This window comes from Micromonospora sp. NPDC007208, from assembly GCF_042869175.1.
GTDB classification, from domain to species: domain Bacteria; phylum Actinomycetota; class Actinomycetes; order Mycobacteriales; family Micromonosporaceae; genus Micromonospora; species Micromonospora foliorum.
The window spans coordinates 94,806-112,599 of sequence record NZ_JBIAFG010000009.1; the positions used below are offsets into that span (position 1 = coordinate 94,806).

The 17,794-nt window shown below is 70.3% G+C and carries 17 protein-coding genes; 11 read left to right on the plus strand and 6 right to left on the minus strand.

Annotated elements, in window-relative coordinates:
* Nucleotide 1: 1 nt before the first annotated feature.
* Entirely contained in the window at nucleotides 2-1,000 is a 999-nt protein-coding gene (gene hpnH, locus ACFYL6_RS19405; protein ID WP_387173075.1) for an adenosyl-hopene transferase HpnH, read from the plus strand.
* Nucleotides 1,001-1,029: 29 nt separating this feature from the next.
* Here the strand turns inward: hpnH and ACFYL6_RS19410 are convergent, their stop codons facing one another.
* The gene (locus tag ACFYL6_RS19410) at nucleotides 1,030-1,779 is read right to left on the minus strand and encodes an SDR family NAD(P)-dependent oxidoreductase (protein WP_387172847.1); all 750 of its coding nucleotides are present in this window, start codon (nucleotides 1,777-1,779) and stop codon (nucleotides 1,030-1,032) included.
* The gene (locus ACFYL6_RS19415) at nucleotides 1,770-4,466 is read right to left on the minus strand and encodes a wax ester/triacylglycerol synthase domain-containing protein (RefSeq protein WP_387172849.1); all 2,697 of its coding nucleotides are present in this window, start codon (nucleotides 4,464-4,466) and stop codon (nucleotides 1,770-1,772) included. The genes ACFYL6_RS19410 and ACFYL6_RS19415 overlap by 10 nt, the downstream gene beginning before the upstream one ends.
* 98 nt (nucleotides 4,467-4,564) lie before the next feature.
* Here ACFYL6_RS19415 and ACFYL6_RS19420 point away from each other — a divergent pair, with 98 nt between their 5' ends.
* Nucleotides 4,565-5,419 carry a hypothetical protein gene (locus ACFYL6_RS19420; RefSeq protein ID WP_387172851.1) on the plus strand — a complete coding sequence of 285 codons (855 nt, stop codon included), beginning with the start codon at nucleotides 4,565-4,567 and terminating at the stop codon, nucleotides 5,417-5,419.
* A 339-nt stretch (nucleotides 5,420-5,758) separates the two neighbouring features.
* Nucleotides 5,759-6,694: a DMT family transporter gene (locus tag ACFYL6_RS19425; RefSeq protein WP_387172853.1), complete on the plus strand. Its 936-nt coding sequence runs from the start codon at nucleotides 5,759-5,761 to the stop codon at nucleotides 6,692-6,694.
* Between the two features lie 107 nt (nucleotides 6,695-6,801).
* On the opposite strand, the gene ACFYL6_RS19430 is transcribed toward ACFYL6_RS19425, so the two are convergent.
* Nucleotides 6,802-7,440, minus strand: coding sequence for a TetR/AcrR family transcriptional regulator (locus ACFYL6_RS19430; protein WP_387172855.1), 639 nt, complete (start codon nucleotides 7,438-7,440; stop codon nucleotides 6,802-6,804).
* Nucleotides 7,441-7,579: 139 nt separating this feature from the next.
* Here ACFYL6_RS19430 and ACFYL6_RS19435 point away from each other — a divergent pair, with 139 nt between their 5' ends.
* The 3 genes from ACFYL6_RS19435 to ACFYL6_RS19445 all read left to right on the plus strand — a co-directional run bounded on the left by ACFYL6_RS19435 (nucleotide 7,580) and on the right by ACFYL6_RS19445 (nucleotide 9,937).
* Entirely contained in the window at nucleotides 7,580-8,314 is a 735-nt protein-coding gene (locus ACFYL6_RS19435; protein WP_387172857.1) for an SDR family NAD(P)-dependent oxidoreductase, read from the plus strand.
* An 83-nt stretch (nucleotides 8,315-8,397) separates the two neighbouring features.
* The gene (locus tag ACFYL6_RS19440) at nucleotides 8,398-9,021 is read left to right on the plus strand and encodes an NADPH-dependent F420 reductase (protein ID WP_387172858.1); all 624 of its coding nucleotides are present in this window, start codon (nucleotides 8,398-8,400) and stop codon (nucleotides 9,019-9,021) included.
* Nucleotides 9,022-9,406: 385 nt separating this feature from the next.
* A complete protein-coding gene (locus tag ACFYL6_RS19445; RefSeq protein WP_387172859.1) occupies nucleotides 9,407-9,937 on the plus strand; it encodes a hypothetical protein in 531 nt (176 codons plus the stop codon).
* A gap of 154 nt (nucleotides 9,938-10,091) precedes the next feature.
* Here ACFYL6_RS19445 and ACFYL6_RS19450 read toward each other — a convergent pair whose 3' ends face one another.
* Complete coding sequence (locus ACFYL6_RS19450) at nucleotides 10,092-11,030, minus strand: AraC family transcriptional regulator (protein ID WP_387172862.1); 939 nt, start codon at nucleotides 11,028-11,030, stop codon at nucleotides 10,092-10,094.
* Nucleotides 11,031-11,102: 72 nt separating this feature from the next.
* Here ACFYL6_RS19450 and ACFYL6_RS19455 point away from each other — a divergent pair, with 72 nt between their 5' ends.
* Nucleotides 11,103-11,942 (plus strand): NAD(P)H-binding protein, encoded by an 840-nt coding sequence (locus ACFYL6_RS19455; RefSeq protein ID WP_387172864.1) that lies wholly within the window; start codon nucleotides 11,103-11,105, stop codon nucleotides 11,940-11,942.
* A gap of 58 nt (nucleotides 11,943-12,000) precedes the next feature.
* On the opposite strand, the gene ACFYL6_RS19460 is transcribed toward ACFYL6_RS19455, so the two are convergent.
* Together ACFYL6_RS19460 and ACFYL6_RS19465 are read right to left on the minus strand one after the other, a co-directional pair.
* On the minus strand, nucleotides 12,001-12,258 hold the full coding sequence (locus tag ACFYL6_RS19460; protein ID WP_387172866.1) for a hypothetical protein: 258 nt from the start codon (nucleotides 12,256-12,258) through the stop codon (nucleotides 12,001-12,003).
* Nucleotides 12,259-12,334: 76 nt separating this feature from the next.
* On the minus strand, nucleotides 12,335-12,973 hold the full coding sequence (locus tag ACFYL6_RS19465) for a maleylpyruvate isomerase family mycothiol-dependent enzyme (protein ID WP_387172867.1): 639 nt from the start codon (nucleotides 12,971-12,973) through the stop codon (nucleotides 12,335-12,337).
* A 320-nt stretch (nucleotides 12,974-13,293) separates the two neighbouring features.
* Here ACFYL6_RS19465 and ACFYL6_RS19470 point away from each other — a divergent pair, with 320 nt between their 5' ends.
* The 4 genes from ACFYL6_RS19470 (at nucleotide 13,294) to ACFYL6_RS19485 (ending at nucleotide 17,698) form a co-directional block, all read left to right on the plus strand.
* Nucleotides 13,294-14,493 (plus strand): low temperature requirement protein A, encoded by a 1,200-nt coding sequence (locus ACFYL6_RS19470; protein ID WP_387172869.1) that lies wholly within the window; start codon nucleotides 13,294-13,296, stop codon nucleotides 14,491-14,493.
* A 174-nt stretch (nucleotides 14,494-14,667) separates the two neighbouring features.
* The gene (locus ACFYL6_RS19475; protein WP_387173077.1) at nucleotides 14,668-15,243 is read left to right on the plus strand and encodes a carboxymuconolactone decarboxylase family protein; all 576 of its coding nucleotides are present in this window, start codon (nucleotides 14,668-14,670) and stop codon (nucleotides 15,241-15,243) included.
* Between the two features lie 91 nt (nucleotides 15,244-15,334).
* Nucleotides 15,335-16,498 (plus strand): M20/M25/M40 family metallo-hydrolase, encoded by a 1,164-nt coding sequence (locus tag ACFYL6_RS19480; RefSeq protein ID WP_387172870.1) that lies wholly within the window; start codon nucleotides 15,335-15,337, stop codon nucleotides 16,496-16,498.
* A gap of 48 nt (nucleotides 16,499-16,546) precedes the next feature.
* Nucleotides 16,547-17,698, plus strand: a complete 1,152-nt coding sequence (locus ACFYL6_RS19485) for a glutamate--cysteine ligase (RefSeq protein WP_387172872.1) — start codon at nucleotides 16,547-16,549, stop codon at nucleotides 17,696-17,698.
* Nucleotides 17,699-17,794: the final 96 nt, after the last annotated feature.

Consider the following 17,794-nt stretch of genomic DNA (forward strand, 5'->3'; position numbering starts at 1 on the left):
TATGCCGTTGCGTCAGAGCCTGCGGGTCGCGCAATACCTGGTCGGGCAGAAGCTGCGCCGGCGGGAGAAGTTTCCTCTGCTGCTGGAACTGGAGCCGCTGTTCGCCTGCAACTTGAAGTGCGCGGGCTGTGGCAAGATCCAGCAGCCGGCGAGCCTGCTCAAGCGCCGGATGCCGGTGGAGCAGGCGTTGGCCGCCGTCGAGGAGTGCGGGGCGCCGATGATCTCCATTGCGGGTGGCGAGCCGCTCATGCACCCGGAGATCCACACCCTCGTCGCCGAACTCGTGCGGCGCAAGAAGTTCGTGTTCCTCTGCACCAACGCGGTGCTGCTGCCCAAGAAGATCGAGAAGTTCCGTCCATCGCCATACTTCGCCTTCACCGTGCACATCGACGGGCTGCGGGACCGGCACGACGCGTCGGTCTGCAAGGACGGGGTCTTCGACGAGGCAGTGGCGGCAGTGCGGGACGCGCAGCGGCGCGGCTTCCGGGTCACCACCAACACCACGTTCTTCAACACCGACACCCCGCAGACCGTCATCGAGGTGCTCAACTACCTCAACGACGACCTGCGCGTGGACGAGATGATGCTCTCGCCGGCGTACGCCTATGAGAAGGCGCCGGACCAGGAGCACTTCCTGGGCGTCACGGAGACCCGGGAGCTGTTCCGCAAGGCATTCGCCGGTGGCCGGCGGGCGCGCTGGCGGCTCAACCACTCGCCGCTGTTCCTGGATTTCCTGGAGGGCCGGGTCGACTTCCCGTGCACCGCGTGGGCGATCCCGTCGTACTCGCTGCTGGGCTGGCAGCGTCCCTGTTACCTGATGGCCGACGGCTACGCCGAAAGCTACCGGGAGCTGCTCGACTCGACCGACTGGGACAGCTACGGCCGGGGGCGCGATCCCCGCTGCGCGAACTGCATGGCGCACTGCGGCTACGAGCCGACCGCGGTGCTGGCCACCATGTCCTCGCTGCGTCAGTCGCTGCGGGCGGCCCGGATGAACTGAAACGGCGCGACCGCGGCAGATCGGACGGGTCAGCCGAACCGGCTGGCCAGGCGGCGGTACACCGCCGGCAGCAGGCCCTGTACCGCCACCGGCACCCGCAGCCAAGCCGGCAGGTAGACCTCCGCCCGGTTGCGGACGATCGCGTCGGTCACCGCCTCGGCCACCCGGTCCGGTGGTATCGGCCGGGGCCGGTTCCGGTGGTACGGCCGGCCCCGACGGTCGAAGAACGCTGTCCGCACCACGCCCGGCACGACCACGGTCACGCCGACCCGAGGGCAGGCGGATTCCAGTTGGAGGCTCCGCGCGAAGGCGTCCAGGCCAGCCTTGCTTGCCGCGTAGACGGCCTCCTCGGCCACTCCCAGTCGGCCCGCGATCGAGCCGACGAACACCAGGTGTCCGCCGCGGTGACACATTCCGGGCAGCAGCGCCCCGGTCAACTCGACCGGGGCCCGCAGGTTCACCGCGAGCACCTCCTCGGCACGCTCGGTCGGCATCGAGCCGAACGGTCCCGCCCAGCCGACGCCGGCATTGTTGACCAACACATCCACCCGGCCGTGCCGTTCCATCGCCCGCTCTGCCAGATCCCGGGCGGCGCCGGGCAGGGCCAGGTCGGCCCGCAGCGGGATCGCGCCGGTCTCGGCGGCGATCCGGTCCAGCCGGTCCGGGTCCCGGCCGACCGCGAGGACGTGGCTGCCCGCCCGGGTGAGCCGCCGTACCAGCGCGGCTCCGATGCCGGACGACGCGCCGGTGACCAGGACCACCGACCCGGTCAGACGCACCGGCGTACCCCCGGCGGCGCCGGACCGGCGGACACCGCGACGTCAGCCACCCGGTCACCACCGCCCACGGCTGCGTCGCCGTCGTCCCCGCCCGTGGCCACAGCGTCCCCGCCCGGGACCGTGGCGACGTCGGCGAGCAACTCGGCCAGGTCGGCGTGAAGCGCGGCCACGAAGGCGGCCCCGCTGTCGGCGAGCGACTCGTCCAGCAGCACGCCGATCTCGAAGGCACGGCCGCACCGCAGCACGCCGATGCCCACCGGTACTCCGTCGGCCAGGGCGACCACCGGGGTCGCCGTCCGCACCGACGCACCAGCCAGCCGGTGTGACCGAAACGGTGCCGGCATGTAGGAGACGATTACGTTGAGGTTCCGGCTGGTGTAGACGCGCCGGGCCGCCGCCGCGTGCAGCGGCGCGGGGAGGGCGCCCATCGCCCGCATCACCAGGCCGGCGGCCTCCGCCTCTCCGCTGACGAGCGCGGCGCGCAGCGACTCGCGTACGGCGGTGACCCGGTCGCGGGTCGCCGCCCGCTCCAGCGGGAGGTCGAGGCTGACGGCGCCGGTCCAGTTACCGTGGGTGGCCGCCCGCCGCCGTGGGCTGACGGAGACCGCGAACATCGCCCGCAGCCGTCGGGGCGCCGGCGCCGGGTGGACCCGGCCCAGCGCTCCGGCCGTGAGGGCCACCATCAGTTCGCTGGTGTGCGCGCCGCAGGCCCGGGCCGCGCGAAGGACGTCGGCGGCGGGCAGGCTCGCGGTGACCAGCCGCCGACGCGGCGAGCTGAGGGGCCGGTTGAGCGGGCTGCCCGGTGCGCGCCCCTGCGTGGCGAGGCGGATCAGTCCACGCGCGGTGAGCCGGGCCTGCCGAGCCACCTCCCGGAACCGATCGTCCGGACGGCCGCGCCGGCCCGGTGCACGTCCCGGGTACACAGCCGCGTCGGCCCGGTCGTCGGCCGCAGCCCTCGTCGGGGCAACGGTGTCGGGCGTGGTGCTCCGCGGTGGGGTCCGGTCGCCGGCCACGTCCATCAGGCGGTGCAGGACGCCGATCGCGGAGAGCCCGTCCCCGAGGCAGTGATGCAGCTTGACCGCGACCCGGGTACGGCCGTCGGGAAGGCCGCTGACCAGCAGCATCCGCCAGGGTGGGCGGTCGAGGGTCAGCGGCTGTGACCAGAACCGGTCCACCACGACAGTAGCGTCGTCCTCGGACCCGACCCGGACCTCGTCGAGGTGCGCGGCGGCGTCGGCGTGCCGGTCGACGACCCAACCCGGCCGGCGCCACCGGCCGCGCGACACCAGGCGACGTCGCAGGGTCGCAATCGCGGGCAGCCGCCGGACCAGCAACGCGGTCAGGTCCGCCCGGGTGAGCGGTCGGCCGTCGGGGTGCGGGTCCAGATCCAGCACGGCGCCGATCTGCTGGGCCACCGTGGGCGACTGCACGTGCAGGAAGAACGCGTCCTGCGCGCGCAGCGGCCAGCTCGGCGGCCTGCCGTTGGGCCCCCGTCCACCGGGCCGCGAAGCGCCCGGCGCCGCCGCCTCTGCCGGCGGTCGCCCATGGGCCAGCGCCGGCAGCCCGAGGTACGGCAGGAACGACCCGGGTGGGACCTCGGCCAGGCGGGCCGGCGGTCGATCGACCAGCCAGGTACGAACGCAGGCGACGAGAGCAGCCGGATCCTGGGCGGTCTCGGCGAGCCCCGCGGCGGTCATGAGCGCCGCGTTGGCGGCCCCGTGCGCGGCGATGGGCCGGTACATCACGACCGGCGTACCGGTGGCCCACGCCTCCAGCGCGGTGGCCCCACCGGCGTTGGTGACCAGCAGTTGAGCGGCTCGCAGCAGGGTCGGCATGTCGTCGACCCACCGGCGGACCACCAGCCGGCCCGGGGGAGTGTTCAACGCCTCCAACCGGTCGGCGAGCCCTTCGTTGCGCCCGCAGACGGCGACGAGCTGCACCGCGTCCCCGATGCTGACCAGCGCGGCGATCGCCTCCTCCACCGCACCGAAGCCGTACGAGCCGCAGGCGACCACCACCGGTGGTCGTTCCGGGTCGAGGCCGCAGCGCCGGGCTGCTTCGACCCGGTCGCCGGGATGGAACCGATCGAGTACCGGTGGGGCGCAGACGCCGAGCGGTGCTCCGGGCGCGGCGACCGCCGCCACCGGCAGCGCCGACGGATGCACCACGATGTTCAGGTCGAGCTGCGGATAGACCCAGAAGGGGTGCGGGGCGAAGTCGGAAACCCAGGCGCCCATCGGCACGTCGAGCCCGCGATGCCGGCGCAGCCAGGCCAGCCCGGCACTGCCCAGCGGATAGGTCGAGACGATCAGGTCGGGGTCGAACGCCTCGATGGTTCCCACGAGCCGGCGGCCCGCCCAGGCGCCGGTAAACCATTTCGAGGCCATGGCGAACCAGCGGTGCCGCCAGAGCGAGGCCCAGAAGAACTCGTACAACCAGGGTGTCAACGCGACATTTGTCACGTAGGTACGCCGGAAGCCACGGCCGACGCCCGGCCCCATGGCGCTGAGCGTGTCCACCCAGCCGACTCGGCTCCCCGGCCAGAGCGCGTGTACGCGCTCCTCCAGCGCCCGGCCGGTGGCGTCGTGGCCACCGCCGATGTCGGCCGAGACGACCAGCACCCGCCGGGCTGTCCGCTCGGCCGGCTCGGACCCGTCGGGCGGCGCCGGCCGACTCGTCGCCTTCACCGGCCGCTCGCACGGCCGGGGCGATACCCGGCCGAAGACGGGTATGCGCAGGTGCCCCGGGCGGTCCCGTCCGGCGTCCAGGACCACGGGAATCCGTCATGGCCTTCGGTTTCGTGCTCGCGATCATCGCCGCGTCGTGCAGCGCCATCGCGGCGATCGTGCAGTCGGTCGGCGCCCGCCGGGTGGCGGCCACCGAGCACCTCGATCCGCGCCTTCTGCTGCGGTTGGTACGCAACGGCCTCTACGCGACGGGTCTGGCGCTGGACGGCGCGTCCTCGCTGCTCACCTTCACCGCGCTGCGGACCACGCCGCTCTTCGCCGTGCAGGCGGTGCAGGCGACCAACCTGGGGATGGTCGCGCTCATCGCCCTGCTCGTGCTGCGGATCCGGCTCGGCGCCCGGGACTGGGTGGCGATCGGTGCGGTGGTGGTGGGCCTGGTGCTCCTCGTGATCACGGCGGCCAGCCGGCCACCCGGCGAGGTGCCGGCGTCGGCCGGCTGGTGGCTGCTCGTGGCGGTGCTCGCCCTGGCCGTCCTGGCGTACCTGGGTAGTCCGCGAATGTCCGGGCCGGCCGTGCCGGGTCTCCTCGCCGGGCTGTCGTTCGGCTGCGCGGCGCTCGGCGCCCGGCTGATCGGCGGGGCCGGAACCGTCGGCGACGTGCTGGCCAGCCCGGCCACGTACGCCGTGGTGCTGGCGGGGCTGACCGGCCTGCTGCTCTATGCCACCGCCCTGCAGCGTGGCACGGTCACCGTGGCCTCCGCGTCGACGATCCTCGGGCAGACCGTGGGCCCGGCGGCGGCCGGCTGGCTGCTGCTCGATGATGGGGTACGGCCCGGGTCCGTTCCCGTGGCGGCGGTGGGGTTCGCGCTGGCCGTCGCCGGGGCGGTCGCGCTCGCTCGGCACGCCGAGCCGCACCCGCCGCAGCACGAGGAGGCGATCCGCAGCCGGTGCTGAACCGGGACGCGCGGACGCGGTCGCTGACATGTGGGCGCTCCCAGGCGGTACGCGGCAAAGGGGCATCGCCCCTTTTCAGGACGATCGTCAGCTTAACGAGCGAATTGCGGGTTACTGGGATAATTTCGACTCTCGGCATCGGCTACGAGGCGGACCAGCGGAGCCGAGCCGTCGCAGCGAGCCGCCCCATCAGGGGTCGGTCGGGATGGTCGGCGAACAGGCACCGGACGACCCGTTTGACCCGGTCCGAACAGGGAAACCGCGAGCCACCGGAAACGCGGACGAGCGGCCGACTCGACGGCCTGGTCGCGTTGCTGCTGCGTCAGCGCGGACCGACACGTGACGACAATCCGTGATGGAGGAGGCAGCCCAGGTGAGCGGACCGACTGGCGCACGATGAACGCGGCGTGGGAGATGGCGGCCGGGATACCGATCGCCCTCGGCGCCGCAGCGGCGTTCGCCGGGTCGTCGGTCCTGCAGTTCCGCGCCTCCCACCAGGTGCCCGAGGCTCCGGCCGGCCGGCCGAGCCTGCTGTTGGCGCTGTTCCGCCTACGGGGCTGGCGATGGTCCGTGGTGCTTGCGGCGGCGGCGTTCGCCCTCCAGGTTGTGGCGCTGAGCCTGATCCCACTGATCCTGGTCCAGCCACTGCTTGTGACCGGGCTGGTCTGGTACATCCTGCTGTTCGCCGCGGCCGGGCACGCCCGCGTCGACCGCACGTTGCTCCTGGAGTCGATGCTCTGCCTGCTCGGGCTCGCCGCCTTCCTGGTGATTGCCCGGCCTACCCGTGGTCAGGGCCATGGACTCGAATCGTTCTCGTCGGCGTTCCTGCTCTGCGTTGCCGTGGTCGTCGGCGTGGGACTGAGCGTGGTGGCCGCGCTGGGGCTGGACCGGCGCTGGCGACCGCTGCCCCTGGCAATCGCGTCCGGCATCTGTTACGGCGTAACGGCCGGCCTGATCAGCAGCCTGGCGTTCCACCTCGAGGAGAGCCCGGCGGCGATCTTCGGTCAGTGGCAGGTGTACGCCATCGCCGTGCTTGGCCCGTTCGGGGTGCTGCTCAGCCAGAATGCCTACCAGGCCGGCCCGATGGGCGCACCCGCGCTGGCCGCCATCACGGTCACCGACCCCTTGGTGGCCATCCTGGTCGGGCTGCTCTGGCTAGACGAGGCAATCCGCACCGGCCCGTTGCCCCTCCTTGGTCAGGCGCTCGCCTTGGCCCTCGTGGTGATCGCGGTCTTCCTGCTCGCCAGGCGGGCGCCGCACGTCAAGGGCGCCTAGGTTCGGACAACGATGGTGCGCCGCACCGGTCGTTCAGCACGTCAGCCAGGAGCGACCACGGAATGTTGCTTCCCGGCAGGAGCACGCCTACCGGACCCGCCAGGCCGTCACTGGCCTCCCACCGGAACGGGAGCAGACCCGGTTCCGCGGTCGTTGCTGGGCTGCCGAGGAGATGACGCGGGGATGGCGTTGTCGATGAGAACGGCGGCGATGGTGGCGGCGGTGGGGAAGGACTCGCTGTTGAGGACTCGGGTGCGGGCCGAGGCGCCGTCGATGAGCAGCGCCAGTTGTTCGCCGAGCTGCTCGGGGTTGGTGGCGCCGGCTTCGCGGGCGGTTTCGGTGAGCCGGGCGGCGATGGCGGTCTTGTAGTCGCGTGCGTACTGGGATGCGGGGTGTTGGGGGTCGTGGAGCTCGACGGCCGCCGCGATGTACGGGCACAGGGGCGTGGAGGCGGGAATCTCGAAGGCGGCGAGGAGTCGTTCGCGGGGTGTGAGGTCGGTGCGGTCGAACACTCCGGGCATGACGTCGGGATCGAATCGACGCAGGTATTCGGCGACGAGTTCGTCCTTGCTCGTGAAGTGCTTGTAGGCCGTGCGCTTGGACACCTGGGCCACGGCGCAGAGCTGGTCCATGCCTGTGCGGTTGATGCCGTGATCGCGGAAGAGCTGCTGTGACGCGCTGAGGATGCGCTCGCGTGCGCCCCTGCCGCGGCGCCGGCCCTGGGGGCCCTTCTCCAACTCCGTCATGCCTCCAGTATAGGTCGTTGGATACGGACCGGTGTACATAGCTTGTGCCCCGACCAGTCGCTGGGGTAAGTTAAGTACACGGACTGGTGTACATAAGGGCCGGGTTGTTTCGGATATCCATCAACTCAACGGAGTGATCGTGGGAAAGCTCGATGGCAAGGTAGCGGTGATCACTGGCGGATCCACCGGCATGGCACTGGCCGGCGCCAAACTGTTCGTCGAGGAAGGAGCGCACGTCTTCATCCAGGCCCGGCGGCAGGAAGCACTCGACGATGCCGTCAAGCTGATCGGCCGCAACATCACCGCCGTCCAGGGTGACGCGGCCGAACTGGACGACCTGGACCGCTTGTACGACACCGTCAAGCGGGAAAAGGGCTCGATCGACGTGCTGTGGGCCAGCGCCGGAATGGGCGAACCCGCCGTCCTCGGCGAGATCACCGAGGAACAGTTCCACCGCGCCTTCTCGCTCAACGCGCGCGGCACTCTGTTCACCGTGCAGAAGGCGCTGCCGCTGATCAATGACAACGGCTCGATCTTCATGACCGGATCCAACGCCTCTCTCGGCGCCTTCCCCGGCTGGAGCCTCTACGCGGGAAGCAAGGCCGTCCAGCAGGCCTGGGCCCGCGTCTGGCTCAACGAACTGCGCGACCGCAAGATCCGGGTCAACGTCCTGACCCCCGGCCAGGTCGCCACCGCCAAGCAGGAAGAACTGTTCGACGAGGCAACGAAGGCCGCGTTCGAGTCCCTCATCCCCCGGGGAAAGATGGGCCGCCCCGAAGAAATCGCCACCGTCGCCCTGTTCCTCGCCTCCGACGACTCCAGCTACGTCAACGGCCTGGAACTGGTCGCCGACGGCGGCACCACCGCCATCTGAACCACGCCAGGAATGCCGCGGGCGCTGCGCCCGACCCGGACGAACGAGACAGCGACTTCGAGAACAGGAAGAAAGCAGACCTCATGAGCAGCATCACCCTCATCGGTACGGGGAACATGGCCCGTACCATCGGCACGCTCGCGGTGGCGGGCGGCAACACCGTCGAGGTCATGGGACGCGATCAGTCCAAGGCCGATGATCTGGCCAAGGCTCTGGGCGGCGGAGCTACGACGGGCACGTGGGGCGCCGTCCCGGCCGGGGACATCGTCATCACGGCCCTGTTGTACGACGGTGTCGTCCCGGTCGTCGCCACGTACGGGGACGCCCTCGCCGGCAAGGTCATCGTCGACATCAGCAACCCCTTCAACGCCACGTTCGACGGACTGACCCACAGCGAGGAAACCTCGATCGCGCAGGAGGTCGCCAAGGTGGCCCCGACTAGCGCCAGCGTGGTGAAGGCGTTCAACACCATCTTCCGTAATGTCCTGGAGAAGGGCCGGCCCGACGTCTTCATCGCTGGTGACAATGCGCAGGCAAAGGCGGGCGTGGCGGCATTCATCGAGAGCCTCGGGCTGCGCCCGTTCGACGTCGGCGGCCTGAAAATGGCGCACTGGCTGGAAGGAATGGGCGTGGTGACGGTGGGCCTCGCCGGGAACGGTGTCGGCCACTGGGACTTCGCCCTCGGCGTCAACGAAATTTCCGGCTGAGCTAGGGGCGAGCAGTCGGCGAACGAGGCGCCGTGTGGCTCGGACCGGCGAAACCGAGGCCCGATCCGGGCATGCAGCCGGTCCAACTCTCCGTGGTGCCGGGCTCTGGCCATTCCGCCATTCCGTCGATACACACCGATCCCCAAAGGCGCTATTCGGCTGACGCCGCTTCCTTCGAAGGGTGAGGTTTTCCAGCGATCGGGGTGTCCTTACATCCAATGATCAGCAAGGGCAAGGCCGACGGCATCCGATGAGTAAACAAGGGGGCAAGCTGTCGCGCCGTAATGACGGATGCCTATTGCGCACGCTATTCCTGCGGCCATATTCTACGCATCCAATCGGGCGCCGCGGGTGGTTTGCCCGGGCTCTGCTGACAGGAGATGACGTGCTTAGACGCGTTTCCACGCTGGGGGTCGCCCTGCTGGCCTGCTTCGCGTTCGCCGGCGTGACCGCCATGCCGGCGCAGGCATGGCTCCCCGAGTGCCCCATCGACTCGGAGTGTGGCGGTGGCGGTGGCGGTGAGGGGGGTGGCGGCGGCACCTCACCCGCTCCGACCTACAACTTGCAGGGCGTCATCCAGTTGGAAGACACCGGTCACGAAGGAAGCTGGCCACTGCGCCAGGGTGGCATAAAGGTCCGCGGATACTCCCGCCTCGCCACGTGGGGCAACGACCGGGTGGACGCCAACTACATCAACGTCCGGTGCTCGGCCACCGTGCTCAGCTACTCCACCCACGACTATGACTCGGAGAACAACGGGGCCCTCGTCGACGTGACCTTCTGGTCTCCGACCGTCCCCGTCACCGGCGTTCCCGTCCAGTCCCGCACGGTCACCGTCAACTGCATCCACCATGCCGAGAAGAACGGCGTCAACTACGACACCACCAGTACCGCCCAATTCATCATCCCCGAGTGAATTCCCAGCCGGGGCGGTCCAGACCGGACCGTCCCGGCTGTCTTCGGCATATCTCGGACGCCCCGCCCGCGCGCCGCGATGGCTGGCACTGTGCCGTTCAGTGCCCGGCGCGTCGAGGTGTGCCGCGCACAGGCCCTTCGCTGCCAGCTCGCTCCTACCCGCGGGCAGCCACCCGGTGCTGCCGTGGGCTCACCCCACGGCGGCGCTTGAAGGCGGTGCTCAGGGCGAAAGGGCTGCCGTACCCGACCTGGTGGGCGACCGCACCGACGGTGGCGTCCGGTTCGCGGAGCAGGTCGGCGGCGAGAGCCAGTCGCCACTCGGTGAGGTACGTCATGGGTGGTTCGCCGACCAGCGCGGTGAACCGGCGGGCCAGCGCGGCCCGGGAAACCCCGCTCTGGGCAGCCAGGGATGCCACGGTCCAGGGTCTCGCGGGGTTGTTGTGCAGCAGTTGAAGGGCCCGGCCGACCACAGGGTCGCTGTGTGCGCGGTACCAAGCCGGGGCCTTGGCCCCGGGTTGGGCGAACCATTCACGCAGCGTGGCGATCAGCAGCAGGTCGAGAAGGCGGTCGAGCACGGCTTCCTGACCGGGGTCGTCCTTCACGATCTCGGTGGCCAGGAGCGGGACCAGCGGGGTGTCCCAGGATTCGCGCCCGACGACCACCAGCGGCGGCAGCGCGCCCAGCAGCCGCTGATCAACTGCGCCGTGCATCGTGTACGTGCCGGTGAGCAGGATCGTCGACCCGTCCAGCCCGTTACCCCACGTCCGCACACCCAGCTGGGTCATCTCGAACAGTTCCTGGCCGTCCGGACTGGTGCACCGCTGACCCTCGTGGATGATCACCTGTGGCGCCGTGGCCGGGTTGTCGGCGACGGTGTACGGGCCGGGGCCGCGCATGATCGCCACGTCTCCGGGGCCGAGCCGTACGGCCGCGCCCTCTTCGGGAACGATCCAGGCGTCGCCCCGGACGTTGGCCAGCAGGGTGAGCGGCGCCTCGTCCTTGATGGCGATCGACCAGGGTGGCGTCAGGATCGAGCGGAGCAGGAACGCGCCCTGCGCCCGGGGCCCGTCGAGCAGACCGGAGACAGCATCCACGTAGACGATTGAACATGAGAGTGCGCGTCTTGGCTATGTGCAGTCTCACCGATCCGCACTTCAATGGTCCGTATGACGAACAAGCGAGAGCAGAAGACGATCCTGGTCCTGGGCGGCACGGGCAAAACCGGCCGTCGCGTCGTAGAGCGACTGCGGGGCAGGGGAGTGCCGGTCCGGGTCGGTTCCCGGGTCGCCGAACGGGCCTTCGACTGGACGGACCGGACGACCTGGGCGCCCGTGCTCCGAGATGTCGGCGCCGTGTACGTATCTTTCCACCCGGATCTCGCCGTGCCGGGTGCCCCCGAGACGGTCGGCGCGTTCGCCGATCTCGCGGTGGCCTCCGGGGTCTCCCGGCTGGTGCTGCTGTCCGGCCGGGGTGAAGAGGAGGCGCAGGCGGCCGAGAAGCTGATCCAATCCGCCGGCGTCGAGTGGACGATTCTGCGGTCGAGTTGGTTCAACCAGAACTTCAGCGAGGACTACCTGCGAGAGCCGGTCCTGGGCGGCGAGGTGGCTCTCCCGGTTTCGACCGTGCCCGAGCCGTTCGTGGACGCCGACGACATCGCCGAGGTGGCCGTGACGGCACTCATCGAGGACGGACACGCGGGACAGCTCTACGAGTTGACCGGCCCGCGGCTGCTCACCTTCGCCGACGCGGTAGCCGAGATCGCCGGGGCAACCGGCCGGCGCATCGACTTCCTCTCGGTCTCTATCGAGGATTACACGGGGGCGTTGACCGCCGAGGGCGTGCCGGTGGAGGTCATCGAGTTGCTGACGTACCTGTTCACGGCCGTCCTCGACGGTCGCAACGCCCACGTTGCCGACGGGGTGCAGCGTGCCCTGGGCCGTCCGCCGCGCGACTTCGCCGACTACGCCAAGGACGCGGCCGCCGCCGGCGCCTGGAACAGGGCGTAACGCGCGCCACTCCGAACGACAGCGGCCCCCGAGGTCGCCCCGTCGAGGGCTTCGGCGGCTATGCCTCGCCACCCGGCCCGGCGTCGTGGCGTCCGGTGCTGCCGTCGCCCTGCGGGTCACCAGCGTCGGTGTGTCCTTGAGCGCGGTTCCGAATCCCGCCGAAGGCGATCGCGAAGGCGATGCCGATGGCGACGCCGAAGGCCACGCCGACCGCCGCGCCGAACGAGGAAATGCCGATCACCAGACCGAGCAGGATGCCGGCCGGCCACGCCCAGGCATTGGACTGAGTCTTGTCCGTCTTCTCTGCTGCTGCCATCCCCGGATTTTATTCACCAGCATCACCCCGGTGAGGGCCGCGCATCTTCCTGACTGCTCGCATCGTCGGTCCCACGTCAGCTGATCCGGTCGATGATGGTGTCGCGGCCCGGGCCCTCGAGCTGATCGAGGTACGCACGTCGACCTGCCATCGTCATCACCAGGGCCAGTGTTGGACCGGCCACCTCCGGACCCGCACCGGTGGTGAACGGACCGTCCGTCGCCTGCATCCGTAGCCCTGACGCGAGGGTCTTGCTGGCGACGGTGAAGTTGCGCCGGGCGTAGAACTCCGCCACCGCCGTCAACGCTTCGACGTCCGGCTCTGTGCTGATTCCCAACGGGTACCGAATGTCCTGGCCGTGTACCAGCACCTCACCGAGGTAGGCCGCGATGTCCCCCGTGGGGGCCGTGGTGGCGTCGATGACGGCTTCGAAGTTGTTGAGCGTTTCGGCGGGGGTGGTGCCCAGATGCTCGCGCAGACGACGCTCGTTGTGGACCGCCGGGCGGAACCCGGCGCTCACGATGCTCCGGATCCACAGCCATCGGCCCGTGGTGGCGGCGGCGGTGAGGTGGGCGACGACGTGTTCCACGTCCCAGCCGCCGCACAACGTCGGTCGACGCCACTGGTCCTGGCTGAGAACGGACAGATCGTCGGCCAGGCTTCGACGTGCCGCATGGGTGAGACCCCAGAGCCGAGCCTCGGTTCCGCCTGTCATGGCGTTGACCTTTCGGTTGGATCCGTTGGTGGGTGCGATGACCCCCTGCGACTCGGCAGGCCGATCGCCAGCATGGCACCAGCGTGCCAGCTCTGCCGTGTCCTGCAGTGGTTGCCCGCCGCGTCGGCCCTGCTACGCAAACCCCTAGCACGTCGGTCAGCTGGCCGTGGCCTGAATCGGGGAGCACGGTGGCATCTCTCGTCGGCCGTCAGGCTCTTCAGTCATTGGGGTGCGTCTTGTCTGTGGGCGGCGCGGCGACGTGGTACGACTGCTTGAGCGACAAAGCCGACGAAGCGGGCGGGCCAGTGACGAGGAACAGAGTGGCCAGTTTGCTGCGGAGGCGTGACAGTTCGCAGCGGCCGACCTTCCTGGAACTGTTCTTCGATCTTGTGTTCGTCTTCGCGCTCACCCGGATCGTGAACGAGTTGGTGCTGGACTACACCAGGGGTCACGTCGCGGAGCGGTTGACCACTTCCCTCGCGGAGAACGGTGAGACGCTGCTGTTGCTCCTGGCCGTTTGGTGGATCTGGACCCAGACGGCATGGATGACCAGCAGATTCGATCCGTTCCAGCCGGCGATCCAGTTCGTTGTCCTCGCGACGATGTATGGGAGCCTGCTCCTGGCGGTCGCGATTTCGGGGGCTCTCGCCGAGACTGGCCTGCTGTTCGCGAGCACCTACGTCGCGATCCAGGTGGGCCGCACACTTTTCTTCGTTGCCATCGTGCGGGGTCACCATCTGCGTCGCGTCAACATGCTGGCGCTCGTCTGGTTCGTCGCGTCGGCTGTGCCGTGGCTCGCCGGAGCGTTCGCGCCCGAGGTGACGCGCAATTCACTGTGGACGCTTGCCCTGGCGATCGACTACCTGGGGGCCAGATTCGGCTGGCCGGTACCGGGGCTGGGTCGCTCACAGGTGTCCCCGTGGGCTGGTGCGGGCGAGCACCTGGCCGAACGCTACTGGCAGCTCGTCATCGTCGCGCTTGGTGAGACGATCCTGACGTCCGGGTCGAGTCTTCTCCGCGGTCCGATCGTGGCTCAACGAATGTTGGCCCTTACATTGGCGTTCCTCACCACGGTGTTGCTGTGGCGGATCTACTTCTACCGAGCCGGTCAAATCCTGGGCGAGGCCATCGCGACATCCGCTGACCCCGGCCGGCTCGGTCGGTTGGCCGAGTTCGCACACCTGCTCATGGTCTCCGGCATTCTCGCGACCTCGGCCGGCTCCGAACTCGTCCTCATAGATCCATCCGGAGACGCCAAACCCGCCTGGGTCGGGGCCATCCTCGGCGGGCCTGCGCTCTACCTCGCCGGGCGCTCAGTATTCGAGTATGTGGCCTTCGCCCGGGTGTCCCGGCCACGGCCGATCGGGATCCTCGTCCTCGCGGTCCTGGCGCCGATCATGGTCGGCCTGCCGCCGCTCGGGGTCGCCGCAGCAGCTGTCGCTGTCCTGCTCGGCGTCGCCGTCTCGGACACGACCCGAGCCCACGGACGTCCACTCGAGGAGGCCTCACCGCCACGCTGACGCGCGCGCCTGGTGGTGGAACAGAGCACGATTGAATAAGCGCGCCCGGCGGGCGGAATGAGATCGTGGCGGCGCGACGCGGCGGCGGCCGCGCCGCCCGGGGCGCCGGCAGTCGTGTTCGGCACGAGCGCCGCCCGACCGGTCCACGACTCACGGCTGAGAGGCATGGCGACCATGGCGCACATCGACCTGGGGATCGACGAGAAGCAGTTCCCCGGCATATCCGGTCCGATGCGGTACCGCCCGGAGACGGCGAAGCCGCTCAACGAACTGGCCGAGGTGCTGCTGCGCGCCCCTCACTCGCTCCCGGCCGGCGAGCGCGAGCTGATCGCGGCGTACGTCTCCGGGCGCAACGAGTGCACCTTCTGCTGCGCGTCGCACTCGGCGTTCGCCGCGGCACAGCTCGACGAGGGCATGACCCTCGTCGACCAGGTGCGCGCCGACCTCGACAGCGCTCCGATCTCGGCCAAACTGCGGGCGCTGCTGCGCATCGCCGGTGCGGTACAGATCAGTGGCCGCAACGTCACCACAGAGCTGGTCGCCAACGCCCGCGCGGAGGGCGCCAGCGACCTGGAGATCCACGACACGGTCCTGATCGCTGCCGCGTTCTGCATGTTCAACCGGTACGTCGACGGGCTCGGCACTTTCGCGCCCGAGGGGCAGGACGCCTACGCCGAGTCCACGCGTCGGATCGTCGAGTTCGGCTACGGGTCGGCCATCGTGCAGCCGGCGGGTGAACCGGCTGCCTGAGCACAGACAAGGGTGACCACACCCCGATCCCCCTGCGATGGTCGACGGACACGCCTGGCCAGGCCCGTCACCCGTGAGGTTGGAGGGATCGATGGACGACCCACGCCGTCTGCTCGACGCCGCGACGCAGCTCAAAGCAGACATGGTCGACCGGCTGGGCACGCTCGTCGCGTCCGAGTCGGCACCGGGTTCGCTGCCTCACCTGGAGTCCTGTGCCGATCTGCTCGCCCGCTGGGGTGAGGAAGCGCTCGGCCGGCCCGCCCGTCGCGTCGTGATCGACGGCCTGCCGCACCTGCTGTGGCCGGCTGCCGACCAGCGGGTGCTGCTCCTGGGCCATTTCGACACCGTCTTCCCGGTCGACACGATCCGGTCCCGGCCCTTCACCGTCCGCAAGGACGTCGCGACCGGGCCGGGCGTGTGCGACATGAAGGGCGGCATCGTGCAGATGTTCACGGCACTGCGCCTGGTCGAGGACACCTCGGCGGTCGGCGTGCTGCTCACCTGCGACGAGGAGTCCGGGTCCGTCACGTCACGGCCACTGATCGAACGTGAGGCACGGCGTTCGGGTGCGGTTCTCGTCTGCGAGGCGGCCACCCCGGACGGGCAGGTAAAGGTGGCCCGGAAGGGCGGGTCGGTCTACCGCGTCATCGTCGAGGGTCGCGCCGCCCACGCGGGCACCGAACCACAGCGCGGAGTGAACGCCACGGTCGAGGTCGCCCACCAGGTTCTCACGCTGGGTGCGCTCGGCGCGATGGACAGCGGCGGCACCTCCGTCACACCGACCCTGCTCTCCGCCGGCACCACGACGAACACGGTGCCGGAGCGCGCCAGCCTGGCCGTCGACGTGCGAGCCTGGACCAGGGACGAGCTGGAACGCGTCGATCACGCCATCCGCGGGCTGGTGCCGTTCCTGCCCGAGGCGACGTTGGCCGTGCAGGGCGGGATCAACCGTTACCCGATGTCCGAGGAGCTGGCGCGACCGCTCCTGAAGCTGGCCCAGTCGGTCGCCCACCGGCTTGGCATCCGGGGCCTCGTCGGTGCGTACGCGGCCGGCGCGTCCGACGGCAACTTCACCGCCGCGTTGGGCGTACCGACCCTGGACGGCCTGGGCGCGGTGGGCGGTGGAGCGCACGCCGCCGGCGAGTATGTCTGCCTCGACCGGATGCCGGAGCGCACGGCGCTTCTGGCCGGACTCGTCGACGTGTTGTCCACGATGGAGGGTTTCGGACCACGACCCATTGACGACATCCCATAGTCTGGCTCAGCGCCGGCGAACGACCGGCAGCGAGGGGCCGGCGTCGGCATGACTACGGAACAGCGCTCGGGATCACCCATTCCCCTGCTCGGGGTCGAGGAGGAGTTCCTCGTCGTCGACGTCGACCGGGGTGAGGTCGTGCCGGAGGCGGCCACAGTCGTCGACCGCGCGCGTCCGGCCCTCGGCACCCGGGTGGGTGGCGAGATCACCAAGCTTCAGGTCGAGACCCGCACCGACCCGTGTCGGAGCCTGGACGCCCTGAGCACGCAGCTCGTCGAAGGTCGGGCCGCAGTCCAGGCCGCAGCGCTGTCGGCGGGTCTGCGGGTGATCGCGAGCGGCTCGCCGGTGCTCGGCCGTGCGGTGCCGCCGCCCATCACCGAAGGGCCGCGCCAGGATCGCGGCACCGCCACCTTCCGTGGGCTGCACGACGAGCTGGCGATCTGCGCCGTCCACGTCCACGTGGAGGAGCCCGACCGGGACCGCGCCGTGCTGATCGGCAACCACCTGCGCCAGCACCTGCCGGTGTTTCTCGCACTCACGGCCAACTCGCCCTACTGGTCCGAGCGCGACACCGGATACGCGAGTTGGCGCAGCGTCACCTGGGGGCGGTGGCCGGTGGCCGGCGCGCCTCCGTTGCTGAGGTCCGCGCAGCAGTACGACGACTACGTGGACATGCTGCTCGAGGCGGGCGCGCTGGTCGACCGGGGCACGATCTTCTGGGATCTCCGCCTGTCGACGAACCACCCGACACTCGAGGTGAGGGTGGCCGACGTGCCCCTGACCGCCGCCGAGTCCGCGGCCCTGGCCGCCCTGGTGCGGGCGCTGGTGGTCGTCGCCGGTGACGCCGTCGACCGGGGCGACGAGGGACCGGAACTGGTCCCCGAGCTGATGCGGCTCGCGTACTGGCGCGCCGCCCGCGACGGGATGGGCGGGCACGGCGTCGACGTCGTCACCGGCCGGCTGCTGCCCGCCGCGGCGCTCGCCGGTCGGCTGGTCGAGCTCGCCCGACCGGCGCTGCACGAGGCGGGCGACTGCGAGCGGGTCGAGGACTGGCTGACACACCTCGCCACGAACGGCGACGGAGCGACCCGCCAGCGGGCCGCCGCGGCACTGCGCGGCCGTCTGACCGACGTGGTCGACGAGATCGCCAACCAGACCGCCCCGAACGTGCCTTCTCGTGAAGACAGCACGACCGCGTAACGAGAAACCGCTGGCCTCGGAGATGCTAAGGGAACCGGTTGCCGTGGCAGTCTGCCCTGCCACGGCAACCGGCACACCTGATCAGTGGAGGCCACA